The sequence below is a fragment of the Bacillus cereus group sp. BceL220 genome (assembly GCF_051776965.1).
In the GTDB taxonomy this organism is placed as follows: domain Bacteria; phylum Bacillota; class Bacilli; order Bacillales; family Bacillaceae_G; genus Bacillus_A; species Bacillus_A cereus.
In genome coordinates this window covers 119974-133629 of the sequence record NZ_JBPWBC010000007.1, presented here as the reverse complement: position 1 = coordinate 133629, position 13656 = coordinate 119974, and the positions used below count along the sequence as shown (strand labels likewise).

Here is a 13656-nt window from a genome sequence, read left to right as displayed (position 1 = left end):
AAAATATAGCAGCTTTGTATAGAATTTTTATTAGTTAAGGAAGTGGATGAATGAGCTTATTAACGTATACTGAAGAATTTTTTAATTATGTAAGGGAGTTTTTACTTTTAAGATTTTTACTATTTGCTTTAGTTTTAATCATTATTTCATTTGTAATAAATCGTATTATTGATTGGTTTTTTAGGAAATCAAGCTTTTTTGATGAAGAGGTAGAGCAGACGATTCAAAGTGTAATTCGATCTATTTTTAGATATATCATTATCATCAGTCTTATCATATATTTAATTAGCCAATTTGTAGATATAAAAAGTATTATTGCAGGTGCAGGGATAGCTGGAGTTGTCATCGGTTTTGCAGCACAACAGATGCTAAAAGATGTTATATTAGGCTTTGCAAGATTAGCGGACAAAGAGTTCCGAGTTGGTGATTTTGTAACTTTTAACGGAACAAATTCAGGAACTATTGAAGAGATTAGTATTCGTTTTATGCAAATACGTGAATGGTCAGGAAAACTACTTACCATCCCGCACGGAGAGATTAGAACGATACAAAATTTTAATAAAGGATGGATGCGTGTAATTGAACGCATCACGGTAAGTTATCAGGAAGATCCAACAAGAGTGAAGGAATTGTTAGAAGAAGTATGTGTTATATGCAATGAAAAATTGAATCAAACTCTTTATAGAGTAGAGGATGACGCTGTTGAACCATTTAAATACGTCGGTGTTACAGACTTAAATCCTAACTTGAAATATGTTGGCTATGAATTTTGTATTACAGGTTTAATAAAGCCAGAAGATTATTTTGAAACTTCTAGACAAGTAAGATTTGAATTAATGTCTATGTTTCATAAGAATCAAGTGCAAATGCCAGCAGCGAATATGGTTGTTACTACTGAAGGTTTACAGCATATCCATGGTGGACAATCTTTATCGGAAAGCTAAAGTGGAATCGTTTGTTAACAAAAATTCTGATTCCAACATTGGATAGAATAACAATAATAAAATGATTGATATAAAGAAAGGGCTGAAGGGATTCGGTTCTTTTTTTATTTATAGAATTTAGAAATTTCTTAATGTTATAATTGTAGTTGGTGATGAGAATGAACTTTGAAGAAAAAGAGATGCATCGTTTAGAAGCATTAAAAGAAATTGCTGAATTATTAAATGAAGCAACAAACTTACAGGATATGTTAGAAAAAGTGTTGCATACATTGTTACAAGTAATGAATTTACAAACAGGGTGGATATTCTTTATTGATGAAAGTGGAAAGCATAGCATGCTTGTAGACGAAAATTTACCAGAGGCTCTTACGTGGCAAGAGAAGAAGCCGATGTGTGAAGGAAACTGTTGGTGTGTAGAACGTTTTGTGAATGGGAGATTAGAAAAAGCGACTAATATTATTGAATGTAAGCGAATAGAAGATGCAATTGAATGTAATTGGGGAGAGACAGAAGATGTTACACATCATGCGACAATTCCGCTTAGGTCTGGATCAGAAAAATTTGGTCTACTAAATGTGGCTGCGCCTCATAAGACTCATTTTTCAGAGGAAGAGTTAGCATTATTAGAATCAATTGCATTTCAAATTGGAACAACAATACAACGTATTCAGTTAGTTGAGAAAGAACGTAAATATGTAGTGGTAGCGGAAAGAAATCGACTTGCACGTGATTTACATGATTCAGTAAAACAATTGTTATTTTCTATTATGCTAACAGCGAAAGGTACTTTGAATATGACGCAAGATAGAGAATTGCAAGAGATGTTAAGTTATATTGGAGAATTATCACAAGAAGCATTACAAGAGATGACTCTATTAATTTGGCAATTAAGACCTGAAGGATTAGAGAAAGGGTTAGCAGAAGCAATTCAAAATTACGGGAAGTTATTAGGAGTTCAAGTGGAAGTTCGAATTGATGGGATGGTTTCAATTGGGGATGAAATAGAAGAAGTTTTATGGCGTATTAGCCAAGAGGCGCTACATAATTGTAAAAAGCATGCTTCGTGTGAAAAGGTACATGTTCTTTTGAAAATAGAAAATAACCAGTTACATTTTTACATAGAAGATAATGGAATAGGATTTATACAAGAGCAAGTAAGGGAGTCAGCACTTGGCCTGAAAAGTATGAAGGAACGTATTCAGTTAATGAAGGGGTCGTTTCAAATTATAACAGAGCTGAGAAAGGGTACAAAAATAGAAATTCAATTGCCGATTTGAAGGGGAGAATAAGATTGAAGATTAAATTGCTACTAGTTGAGGATCATCATATCGTTCGGAGAGGACTTGTATTCTTTTTGAAAACGAGAGAAGAATTTGAAATTATTGGGGAAGCGGATAATGGCGAAGAGGCATTACATTTCGTGCAAAAAGAAAGACCGGATGTCGTACTAATGGATGTATCGATGCCGAAAATGGATGGAATTGAGGCAACAAAACGTCTAAAGCAATACGATGAGACGATAAAGGTACTTATATTAAGTAGTTTTTCAGAGCAAGATTATGTTATACCAGCACTTGAAGCTGGAGCAGATGGTTATCAATTAAAAGAAGTACAACCTGAGCAACTTGTCGCTTCTATTATTGCAGTACATCAAGGAAATGCGAATTTTCACCCGAAAGTAACACCTGCATTAATGGGGCGTACCGCAGTAAAGAAGGAAATAGAAAATCCTTTTTCAATGTTAACGAAAAGAGAGCAAGAGGTACTTCGCGAAATTGCGAAAGGAAGAAGCAACAAGGAGATTGCAGCAGAACTTCATATTACAGAACAAACTGTGAAAACACACGTTTCAAACGTTTTAGCTAAATTGGAAGTGGATGATCGTACGCAAGCCGCATTATACGCAGTGAAACATGGGGAGGATTATTCATAAGCATGAATAATTCTGTTATATCGTATGACAGAATACATAGGAGCAATTAAAATTTATAGTAATCCCTAATATAGGTTTTTCTTCTTTCAATAATTAGGTACAATAAAGTTAAACTAATCGGTTTTTACAGGATAAAGCTACGATAGAAGAGGAGGATATGCTATGCCTGGTACAAGGAGTGGGATTGGAAAGATTCAGGCTTCGTTAAATGGTTTATCACCGAAATTGCGAAGTATTGCCGAACATATTTTGAAACATCCACAAGATGTTGTACATAAATCTATTACAGAATTAGCTGAAGTTACGAGTAGTTCCGAAGCGACGATATTCCGCTTATGTAAACACCTTGGTTTGCAAGGTTTTCAAGATTTAAAGATTACATTAGCTCGTGAAATTGTACATACACCGATGCAAAATATTCATGAAGAGGTATCAGCAGAAGATAGTATGGTAACTGTTGCTAAAAAAGTTTTTCATTCGCATATTACAGGACTGCAAGATACTTTACATTTGCTAAATGAAACAGCACTTGAGCAGGCTGTACGAGCTTTGCAAGAAGCAAGTCGAATTGAGTTTTATGGAAATGGTGGCTCTGGTATTATTGCGATGGATGCGTATCATAAGTTTATGAGAACGGGTATTTCTTGTATCGCTCATACTGATTCGCATTTTCAAATTATGGGAGCAGGTTTACTCTCGGAAAATTCAGTTGTTATTGGCATTTCTCATTCTGGTAGCAATAAAGGATTACTTGAAGCGTTAGAAGTAGCGAAAGCAAGAGGGGCCAAAATTATTGCGATTACGAGCTATAAGAAATCAGCATTAAGTCAACTTGCTGATATTACGTTATATACATCAACACGTGAGACTGAGTTCCGCACAGAAGCAAGTTCATCACGATTAGCACAGTTAAGCTTATTAGATACTTTGTATGTAGGGTTGTCGTTGCAGCGACAAGAGGAAACGCTAAAAAATTTACAAAGTATACGTGAAACGATTTCGATGAAGCGAATATAAAAAAAGCTCTTCAAATGAAGTGCTTTCAGACTGTAGACAAACTATTTTTGGAGAGTTCAAATGCTAAAAAAAATAGTTTGTCTCTTGTTTTATTGATAATTCATCCAATTATATTTATATATAGTGATTATTATATTGAAATTTACTATAGGCGAGGAAGGTGTCTTATGAAAATATCTGTTTATGTTGCAAGTGCATTTAGCAAGGATCATAAAGGCGGAAATAAAGCGGGAGTGGTATTTATTGAGAATACATTGACCACTACTCAAAAAATGGAAATAGCCAAACAACTGGGCTATGCGGAAACCGCATTTATATCAGAATCTGAAATTGCTGATTATAAATTTGAGTATTTTACACCAAAAGAAGAAGTTGATTTATGTGGTCATGCCACAATCGGATCTTTCACGATACTGATGCATTTAAATGAAAATTTCAAGAATCGCTATACGATTGAAACGAACAGCGGTGTTCTTACTATTACTATAAAAGAAGACATCATATTCATGGAACAAAACAAACCGATATTCTATGATGTTGTATCTCCAAACGAGTTCATCGACTGTTTTGACATTAAAGATATAGACAATAATTACCCAATTCAAATTGTCTCCACGGGCTTAAAAGATATTTTAATTCCTATAAAAAGCGAAACACAATTACATGCGCTACAACCTAATTTTGAAAAAATTAAAGAAATCAGCAAGTATTATAATGTTGTCGGGATGCATCTATATACTTTTAATGACAATCGAATTATATGCAGAAATTTTGCTCCACTATACGACATTAATGAAGAAGCAGCGACTGGAACTTCAAACGGTGCATTAGCTTGCTACCTTTATGAACAGCACTACTTGCAAAAAGAAGTCTATGTATTTGAACAAGGTTATTCATTACACTTGCCTTCTGAAATATTAGTTAAATTAGCAACCAATAGCAAAAATAAAATAGAAAAAGTTTATGTTGGCGGTAAAGGCTATTACTGTGAAACTAAGTGTTTAAATATAGAAAATATTGAGTGAAGAGCTTTTTTATCGATGAGAAGTTTGTTACTTTATTTTCTTTTAGAAATGTATGACTTACTTATAGTCAGTGATAAACTCTCATTTTTAAAAATTTAAAATAAAGACCGATTTGTGTAATAATTCAAATATTGTTCATAATTTCACAAGCTGTTTATGAAGTGTCATGTTATGATGAAGATGTAATGATGATTGAACACTTAAATTTGGTACAATAACTAGCCAAAGTAGTGAGGAAAGTAGTTGTGAGATAAACTCATTAAAACGCTAAAACACTAAAGGGGAGATCACATATGAAAGCAGTAGTGGTTAATAAAAACAGCAAAGCAAACATCGAAGTGATTGAAAAAGAATTACGTCCGTTACGCTCAGGCGAAGCGTTAGTAGATGTAGAGTATTGTGGAGTTTGCCACACTGATTTACACGTTGCGAATCATGATTTTGGTAACACTGATGGCCGTATTCTTGGTCATGAGGGTGTAGGTATTGTTACGAAAATAGCTGATGATGTTAATTCGCTAAAGATAGGTGACCGTGTAAGTATTGCATGGATGTTCCAATCTTGTGGACGTTGTGAATATTGCGTAACTGGTAGAGAAACATTTTGCCGTGAAGTTAAAAACGCAGGTTATTCAGTAGATGGTGGTATGGCTGAACAATGTATCGTTACTGCTGATTATGCGGTAAAAGTACCAGAAGGATTAGATCCTGCTCAAGCATCATCAATTACATGTGCTGGTGTAACTACATATAAAGCTATTAAAGTATCAGATATTAAACCTGGTCAACCTATTGTAATCTATGGCTGCGGTGGATTAGGTAACTTAGCTATCCAATATGCTAAAAATGTATTTGGTGCAAAGGTAATCGCAGTAGACATTAATGACGACAAATTAGCCTTAGCGAAAGAAGTTGGTGCTGATATGACTATCAATCCAATTTCTCAAGGTCCTGCTGATAAAATTGTTCAAGAGGAGCTTGGTGGCGCTTATGCTGCGGTAGTAACAGCAGTCTCTAAAGTAGCCTTTAACTCAGCAGTTGATGCAGTACGTGCTTGCGGTAAAGTAGTTGCAGTAGGGCTACCAGTAGAAACAATGGACTTAAACATCCCGCGACTTGTACTGGATGGAATTGAAGTAGTTGGTTCTCTAGTGGGTACTCGTAAAGATTTGGAAGAGGCGTTTATGTTTGGGGCAGAAGGAAAAGTAGTGCCGGTTGTTCAAACTTGTTCGCTAGATAAAGTACAAAATGTATTCGAAGAAATGGAACAAGGTAGAATTCAAGGGCGTATGGTAATTGATTTTAAAAAACATAATTGTGATTGCAAATAATTCACTTTAAATATAAAAAGCATGAGTCTAGCAAAGGACATGTAAAAAAGTTAGACAGCATAAGAAGATGATCCCTGTATTTAATAGGGATCATCTTCTTTATTTTCTACTAATATCGATGCCAATTAATACTTGATTAATGAGAAATGATTAAAGGTTTACTTTATTTGCAAACGAAAAGGAATCTTTATGTTTAACAAATTTTTTATGATCTGGAACGTTTTGAATTGCTACAATTTGCGAATCTCTTGCTTTCAGTGCATCTTGAATCCCGATGGTCATAAGCTTAATAAATAGAATCGTAATAAAGAATGAAGCGAGAGTATAAAAAATAATCCACCATGAAAGATTCATTTCATTACGATTTAATCCAATAAGACCTGCCCAATCATTAGATAGAGAAACAGGTTTGAGCACTCCGTCATAGAGTTCACGCATTTGTATGCCGCCAATTACAATGTTAAGCAACGCTAAATGGATAACGAGTATGAGTGTTTGGACGATATGTTCCATAAATAATACAAATAAGCGGTCAAGTAATAAGACTCGTAAGTGTTTTTTAATAATATGAAAACGACTAGCCCCCAGTAATTGTGAACTTAAGATGTAATCTTGTTTCATAAATTCATCAACCTCTGAGGATATGTATAAAGAAAGTGTAGGCAGAGCGACGAAAATAAGTACGAGTACTTGATAAAACGTAAATGAAATATTTGGATCTACCCCATCAGCATTTGATGTGATTATAATATTAACGGGCGTGATGAGTATGAATGCGATAAATAGAGTTGGAATATAATAAAAAACTTCTGAGCATGACTGGAAAAATCTCTTGAGTTTTGGAGCATATAAACTTAAGAGGATTCCTATACATGTTCCGCATAAAATTCGAAAGAAGCTAATTGCTACGGCTAATAAAATAGTGAATTTTGCTCCTTCTACAATTTGTAAGAAAACAGACTCTCCAAAACGATCAGATCCAAAAGGTGGAATTAACGATGGCGGAAAGGGGGCCTTTCCAAGTAATTCGTTATTGTCATTGTAAAGTAACTGAGGAGGTTTTGGGATGTTATCTTTAAAGAACCAACTATAAATAAAACTAGCTGAAATAAGTATGAATAGATAAGTAAAGCCGATTAAAAAGCGTTTTGATTTCCAAATAGATTTCATAATGATACTCCTTTCAATTGCTTTTTCCATCTATTCATCATGAATGAGACTATTTGGAAAATGGCATAAAACGGTAAAATAATCATAACAAGTATGATAAATGCAGCGGGAGGTGAAACAAACGCCTTATTAAATAGAAATTGAATAATGCCTTCCATATTAAAAACAAATTCTAAAATGAATAAATTAGAAAGTAAGAAAACAAAAATCGTTTTTAAATGGTGAAAGAAGTGGATAGATATATTTTTGAATAAATGAATGCAGAGTATATAACTTGATGAAAGGCCTTTTCCATATGCAACCTCTACGTAATGTTTTCCTTCTTCTTCTTTTATGTATAACACCATCATCCGAAACATTTGTAATGTAGGTAAGACAGCTAATGATAAAATAGGGAGTAAATAAGCTCGATTTTCATTAAAAGAAATAATAGTGACAGGAGATTCCCCGAATTTTTGAAGTACCCATATGAAGAATATTTGCAAACAAATCATCAGCATCATATCAGGGACAGCTTCTAATATGAAAACAATTCGGTTTATCCATTTTTTTATATAATCTTTCGCTAAAAAATAAAAAAATGCCATGCTAGATGATAGAAAGAGAGCAAGAAAAAAGGCTAAAAATAATATAGTAAATGAATATAGGTAAGGTTCTAAAACAGTTGGAAATAATGGTGTTTTTTTGAAATGGCCAAACTTCGGGTCTGATCCTATAATCACTAATGATTCAGGGGAGAAGACCTGTTTTAACATGGTAACGATCTGATTAAAAAAATAAATTGGTTGAAAGGTAAACCCTTGTTGAGTGATAAATAAATAAGGTAAATTTAATAATAGTAAGAGTGATAAAAGAATTGATGAAAGCTTAATTGTGAATTGAGATATTTTATTTAACATTAAATCCCTCCGACATCTTTTTACAACATTATACAATAAATTCTATATTATTGTTTTATTTTTCTGAAAAATAAAAATACTATTAAATTTTATAGTATGTAAGATATATTTACAAGATAAAAAAGTGATAGCAGGGGGGCCGCGCTCTATGTTTATCAAGATAAAAGGACTAGTGAATCTAAAACAATAAACAAGAGCAAAATGCACAGAATTCTCATTCTGCGGGTAGTTACTTTTCTTGGCTTGATGGTTATGTAACGTGATCCCTAAAAATGAATATTGCTTTTCAACGCTTTTTCATGCAAATGAGTAAAACGTATGGAGGACTATGTATGTGTTGTTAATGAGAGGAAAGAGTGTATTGCGTAAAGAATATAACGTAATTTTACCGCACGGAAAAGCTAAATTTAGTATATAAGTGAAATGGAATGAGGGGATTTACTTTTTGTTGTGAAAAAAATTTTCTTTTTATAACTTGATAAATGAAAAAATATTTTATATACTAATTCATGTAAACGGTTTACTAAATCGTATTTTGCTAGAAATGAAGGGAAGATTCGCATGGAAACAAGGGGGAGAGTAATCGGGATTGATATCGGTACCACAAGTACAAAAACGGTTGTGTTCACAGAAAAAGGAAAAGTCATTGCATCACATGCAATCGATTACCCAATTATTCAACCGAATGTAGGATGGGCTGAGCAAGATCCTGATGTAATATGTGCCGCTGTATACAAAAGTGTAAGCGTTGCCATTGAAAAAGGTAATGTATTACCAGAAGATATTTCTTCAATCGGTATTAGTACAGCTATGCACGCATTAATTGCAGTAGATGAAAATGGTGCGCCATTAACGCGTTCTATCATTTGGGCAGATAATCGAAGTACGAAGCAATCAGAAAAATTATTACAACAAATGAATGGGCATGAAATTTATAGACGTACAGGTACACCGATTCATCCGATGTCACCACTTTCTAAATTGTTATGGATGAAAGAAGAGGAACCAGAGTTATATACAAGTGCCTATAAATTCATTTCCATTAAAGAGTATGTGATTTACCAATTATTTTCACGCTACGTAGTTGATTATTCGATTGCTTCTGCTACAGGGTTATTTAATTTAGAAACATTAAACTGGGATGAAGATGTTTTGACTATGTTACATATGTCACCAGAACAATTATCAACCCCTGTACCCACTACATATATTTTATCAGGTATGAAGCCAGAATTAGCACAGAAGATGGGGATAAGTGCAGAAACACCAATTGTCATCGGAGCAAGTGATGGGGTTCTTGCAAATGTAGGAGTTGGTGCGATATCACCGGGTGCGGCTGCAATTACGATTGGAACGAGTGGTGCGGTTCGAACAATCTCATCAAATATAAATACAGATGAGAAAGGGAGAACGTTTTGTTACGCATTAACAGATGAGCACTGGGTAATCGGTGGTCCAACGAATAACGGCGGAATATTACTGAGATGGTTACGTGATGAATTTGGTAGTCCAGAGCAAGAAGTAGCAAGAAAGCTCGGCATTGATCCTTATGATTTATTAATTAAATATGCAGAAAGCGTACCAGCTGGAGCGGATGGGCTATTGTTCTTACCTTTCTTATCTGGAGAACGCGCACCTTACTGGAATGCAAACGCTCGTGGTACATTCTTTGGAATCAATCTTCAACATAAACGAGAACATTTTATACGTGCAGTGATGGAAGGTGTTTGTATGAGTGTATATTCAGTAGCACTCGCAATCAGGGATTGTACAGGGCCACTTACTGAAATACGAGTTTCAGGAGGGTTTGCAAAATCTGCATTTTGGAGACAAATGTTGTCCGATATGATGGGAAAAGAATTGTTTGTACCTGAAAGTCATGAAGCATCTGCGCTTGGGGCAGCGGCAGTTGCTTTATATGCTGTAGGAAAAATTGATTCTCTTGAAGAGGTAAAGGATTGGATTGATATTGTCCATCACCATGTACCGAATAAAGAAAATACGGCTATATATTTAGAAATGTTTTATATGTATGAACGACTTTACAATCGCTTGAAAGAAGAATTTGATTGTATAGCTGCTTTCCAACGTAAACAATAGGGGGATTGGGAGAAATGGTAGTTGGGATCGTACTAGCGGCAGTTGTCATACTACTTTTACTTATTACGGTAGTAAAATGGCATCCATTTGTCGCATTAATTTTAACAGCAATTGGTGTAGGTTTAGCAATGGGAATGCCTTTAATTGGAACTTCACCAAAAGATCCAGGGATTATTGATTCTATTAAACTAGGGCTTGGTAATACGTTAGGCTTTTTAGCGATAGTTTTAGCACTAGGAACGATGCTTGGAAAAATGATGGCCGAATCTGGCGGTGCTGAACGTATCGCTAACACATTAATTAATCGTTTTGGGAAGAAACGAGTTCACTGGGCGATGATGTTCGTTGCATTTTTAGTAGGGATTCCGGTATTTTTCCAAGTTGGATTCGTCCTATTAATTCCGTTAGTATTTACAATTGCGTTAGAAACTGGGGTATCACTTATTACAATCGGTATTCCGCTAGTAGCAGGACTGTCAGTCGTACACGGACTTGTCCCACCGCATCCAGCGGCAATGGCGGCAGTGGGTATTTTTAAAGCAGATGTAGGGAAGACAATTTTATATGCGTTAATTGTCGGACTTCCAACTGCAATTATTTCAGGTCCACTTTACGGGAAATGGATTGGTGCTCGTATACATAAGGAAGTACCATTAGATATAGCGGAGCAATTTATTGAAAGAGATAAGAAGAAAGAACTTCCTAGCTTCGGAAATACATTGTTTACTATTTTACTTCCAGTATTTCTTATGCTTGGTGCATCCATTGCTGAAGTAGCGTTACATAAAACGAGTCAACTTGCACAAGTGTTACACTTTATTGGAGATCCAATAGTCGCTTTATTAATTGCAACGATTTATTCTTTCTTTAGCCTTGGTTATGCAAAAGGATTTTCTAAAGATAAAGTATTACAATTTACAAATGATTGCCTTGGGCCAATTGCAAACATACTGTTAGTAATTGGTGCTGGTGGTGCATTTAATAAGGTATTATTAGATTCTGGAATTGGTACTACAATTGCTGAAATGGCGAAAGAATCACATATTTCACCAATATTACTTGGATGGGGAATTGCTGCACTTATCCGAGTTGCGACAGGATCGGCAACTGTTTCTATGATGACAGCAGCTGGTATTGTTGCGCCGATTGCAGCAAGTACACCAGGTGTAAATGTTGAATTATTAGCACTTGCAACAGGTGCAGGGTCATTAATTTTATCACACGTGAATGATTCAGGATTTTGGATGATTAAAGAGTATTTCGGAATGACTGTGAAAGAAACGTTATTAACATGGACTGCAATGGAGACTATATTATCTGTAGTAGCACTTGGGCTAATTTCGATATTAAATATATTTGTATAGAATAGGAGATTGATTAATATGAAACTAGGATTAATTGGATTAGGAAAAATGGGATTCCCATTAGCTGAACACTTACATGAAGACAAGCATGAAGTAGTTGTATACGATGTAAATAAAGAGCTTGTAGAAAAGGCAGGAAAACTAGGAATTACTGCACGTCATACATTAAAAGAAATGATCGCTGAATTAGAAGCTCCTCGTACGATCTGGGTAATGGTGCCTGCAGGAGAAGTTGTAGAGTCAGTATTAAAAGATGTGTATCCGTTATTAGATGAAGGTGATATCGTTATTGAAGGTGGAAATTCATTCTATAAAGATACGTTACGCCGTGCTGAAGAAGCAAAAAGCTTCGGATTACATTATGTAGATATCGGTACATCTGGCGGTGTAGAAGGAGCTAGATACGGTGCTTGTTTAATGGTTGGTGGAGAAAAAGAAATTTACGACCAATTAGAACCTTTATTTAAAGATTTAGCAGTAGAAAATGGCTATTCTTATGCTGGCCGCGTTGGTAGTGGTCATTTCTTAAAAATGGTTCATAACGGTATTGAATACGGCATGATGCAAGCAATTGCTGAAGGATTTGAAGTACTAGATAAGAGTGACTTTGATTTCAATTATGAAGATGTTGCAAAAGTATGGGCGAACGGATCAGTAATCCGCGGTTGGTTAATGGACTTAACTGAAAAAGCATTTGCAGATGATCCTAAACTTGATGGCATTAAAGGTGTAATGAACTCTTCAGGAGAAGGGAAATGGACTGTTGAAACTGCGCTTGAGTTACAAGCAGCGGCACCAGTAATCGCGATGTCATTATTTATGCGCTATCGTTCTCAGGAAGATGATACATTCCATGGAAAAGTAGTTTCAGCACTACGTAATCAGTTCGGTGGACATGAAGTTGTAAAAAAATAAGGATGTTTTTGAAAAGAAACTTGTGCATAAGCGCAAGTTTCTTTTTTATAGTTTAAGAAATTACTAATTTAAAAATACCAATCAATCATCGTTTTTTTGTCACAAATGACAGCTTCAACATTCATTGATTGAACAATATATTCTATATTTTCTTCTTTAGCTAATAATAAGGTTGTAAAGGAATCGTATATACTCATAAACGCATACTCATTGTCTTCTCCAGTAATAATTAACTCATTATTGCTAATGTCCCAAATATCTAATGGAGTAGTATTATTTACCTGTAATAATCCGTTTGTATCAAGAAGTGGTTCAGAGAAATATAGATTTTTTGCACCTTTAGAACCGAGGAGTTTAAGTAATTTGTGTAATAAAAATATAGACGTATAATCTTCTGTTGGATAATAAAGATTTTTTTTAAAGTTTGAATGTAGCTTTTCAGCTAAATCCTCTCTTTTATATTCTTCTGAAAAGGCACTAATGGAAGTCAAAATGGCCATTGCTAGGTCTGCGTATGAATGTAATCCACTACAAGACATCATTTCCTTCCAAGAAACGGATTTCCCATTGTGAATGATTTCTTCAGCGCTAGGATAGATGTGCTCATATGGTCTTTTTCTCACAGACTTTTCCCATCCTAAAGGCATTTGGACAAATGGATGTAGCAATATAGCTGCAGATTTAAAATTACTTGGTAGTTGTTCTAAAATTGGTGATTTGTCATCTAGCCAAATGTAATCCAACAAAATATAACCTCCTCTTAGACTTTGAAATGTACGGATTCCCGTATTATGTTTTTTTGTATTGATTGTATCAAATATAAAGCGAAGTATGAAATATGTCCCAACATAAAAGTAAGAATAAATAAAATGAAGTTTTCATAAATAGTAAAAGGGTGCTTATGTCATCAGTATAGCTAAAAAATGTTGTTACATATGAGAAGAGCGTGTTAATAAAA

General features: G+C 34.7%; 12 protein-coding genes. 9 read left to right on the top strand and 3 right to left on the bottom strand.

From position 1 onward, the window contains the following. Positions 1–50: 50 nt before the first annotated feature. From ACS2FK_RS19255 to adhP, 6 genes are all read left to right on the top strand, one after another. The gene (locus ACS2FK_RS19255; RefSeq protein WP_000055430.1) at positions 51–944 is read left to right on the top strand and encodes a mechanosensitive ion channel family protein; all 894 of its coding nucleotides are present in this window, start codon (positions 51–53) and stop codon (positions 942–944) included. A gap of 179 nt (positions 945–1123) precedes the next feature. Beyond that, complete coding sequence (casK, locus tag ACS2FK_RS19250) at positions 1124–2221, top strand: two-component system sensor histidine kinase CasK (protein WP_170925745.1); 1098 nt, start codon at positions 1124–1126, stop codon at positions 2219–2221. A 14-nt stretch (positions 2222–2235) separates the two neighbouring features. Beyond that, positions 2236–2877, top strand: a complete 642-nt coding sequence (gene casR, locus ACS2FK_RS19245; protein WP_063547157.1) for a two-component system response regulator CasR — start codon at positions 2236–2238, stop codon at positions 2875–2877. 162 nt (positions 2878–3039) lie between these two features. Beyond that, a complete protein-coding gene (locus ACS2FK_RS19240; RefSeq protein WP_001119652.1) occupies positions 3040–3894 on the top strand; it encodes a MurR/RpiR family transcriptional regulator in 855 nt (284 codons plus the stop codon). A gap of 167 nt (positions 3895–4061) precedes the next feature. Then, positions 4062–4919, top strand: coding sequence for a PhzF family phenazine biosynthesis protein (locus tag ACS2FK_RS19235; RefSeq protein WP_063547158.1), 858 nt, complete (start codon positions 4062–4064; stop codon positions 4917–4919). Between the two features lie 293 nt (positions 4920–5212). Then, positions 5213–6250 (top strand): alcohol dehydrogenase AdhP, encoded by a 1038-nt coding sequence (gene adhP / locus ACS2FK_RS19230; protein ID WP_000649129.1) that lies wholly within the window; start codon positions 5213–5215, stop codon positions 6248–6250. A 150-nt stretch (positions 6251–6400) separates the two neighbouring features. On the opposite strand, the gene ACS2FK_RS19225 is transcribed toward adhP, so the two are convergent. After that, the gene (locus tag ACS2FK_RS19225) at positions 6401–7420 is read right to left on the bottom strand and encodes an ABC transporter permease (protein WP_000836572.1); all 1020 of its coding nucleotides are present in this window, start codon (positions 7418–7420) and stop codon (positions 6401–6403) included. Beyond that, a complete protein-coding gene (locus tag ACS2FK_RS19220) occupies positions 7417–8319 on the bottom strand; it encodes an ABC transporter permease subunit (protein WP_063547159.1) in 903 nt (300 codons plus the stop codon). Before ACS2FK_RS19220 ends, ACS2FK_RS19225 begins: the two co-directional genes overlap by 4 nt. 561 nt (positions 8320–8880) lie before the next feature. Here ACS2FK_RS19220 and gntK point away from each other — a divergent pair. From gntK to gnd, 3 genes are read left to right on the top strand one after another with little or no spacing between them, the layout of a single operon-like run. Then, complete coding sequence (gene gntK / locus ACS2FK_RS19215; RefSeq protein ID WP_000449997.1) at positions 8881–10419, top strand: gluconokinase; 1539 nt, start codon at positions 8881–8883, stop codon at positions 10417–10419. A gap of 14 nt (positions 10420–10433) precedes the next feature. Beyond that, a complete protein-coding gene (locus tag ACS2FK_RS19210; RefSeq protein ID WP_000260205.1) occupies positions 10434–11783 on the top strand; it encodes a GntP family permease in 1350 nt (449 codons plus the stop codon). 18 nt (positions 11784–11801) lie between these two features. Next, positions 11802–12698, top strand: coding sequence for a phosphogluconate dehydrogenase (NAD(+)-dependent, decarboxylating) (gene gnd, locus ACS2FK_RS19205; RefSeq protein ID WP_000765981.1), 897 nt, complete (start codon positions 11802–11804; stop codon positions 12696–12698). A 68-nt stretch (positions 12699–12766) separates the two neighbouring features. Here gnd and ACS2FK_RS19200 read toward each other — a convergent pair whose 3' ends face one another. Then, on the bottom strand, positions 12767–13531 hold the full coding sequence (locus ACS2FK_RS19200) for a DUF2711 family protein (protein ID WP_043924654.1): 765 nt from the start codon (positions 13529–13531) through the stop codon (positions 12767–12769). Positions 13532–13656 lie beyond the last annotated feature (125 nt).

What these genes read in the sequence shown, in the direction of transcription:
- ACS2FK_RS19225 (WP_000836572.1), bottom strand. Translation starts at nt 7,420, where the DNA reads ATGAAATCTATTTGGAAATCAAAACGCTTTTTAATCGGCTTTACTTAT.
- gnd (WP_000765981.1), top strand. Translation starts at nt 11,802, where the DNA reads ATGAAACTAGGATTAATTGGATTAGGAAAAATGGGATTCCCATTAGCT.
- gntK (WP_000449997.1), top strand. Translation starts at nt 8,881, where the DNA reads ATGGAAACAAGGGGGAGAGTAATCGGGATTGATATCGGTACCACAAGT.
- ACS2FK_RS19240 (WP_001119652.1), top strand. Translation starts at nt 3,040, where the DNA reads ATGCCTGGTACAAGGAGTGGGATTGGAAAGATTCAGGCTTCGTTAAAT.
- ACS2FK_RS19235 (WP_063547158.1), top strand. Translation starts at nt 4,062, where the DNA reads ATGAAAATATCTGTTTATGTTGCAAGTGCATTTAGCAAGGATCATAAA.
- ACS2FK_RS19210 (WP_000260205.1), top strand. Translation starts at nt 10,434, where the DNA reads ATGGTAGTTGGGATCGTACTAGCGGCAGTTGTCATACTACTTTTACTT.
- casK (WP_170925745.1), top strand. Translation starts at nt 1,124, where the DNA reads ATGCATCGTTTAGAAGCATTAAAAGAAATTGCTGAATTATTAAATGAA.
- ACS2FK_RS19220 (WP_063547159.1), bottom strand. Translation starts at nt 8,319, where the DNA reads ATGTTAAATAAAATATCTCAATTCACAATTAAGCTTTCATCAATTCTT.
- ACS2FK_RS19255 (WP_000055430.1), top strand. Translation starts at nt 51, where the DNA reads ATGAGCTTATTAACGTATACTGAAGAATTTTTTAATTATGTAAGGGAG.
- adhP (WP_000649129.1), top strand. Translation starts at nt 5,213, where the DNA reads ATGAAAGCAGTAGTGGTTAATAAAAACAGCAAAGCAAACATCGAAGTG.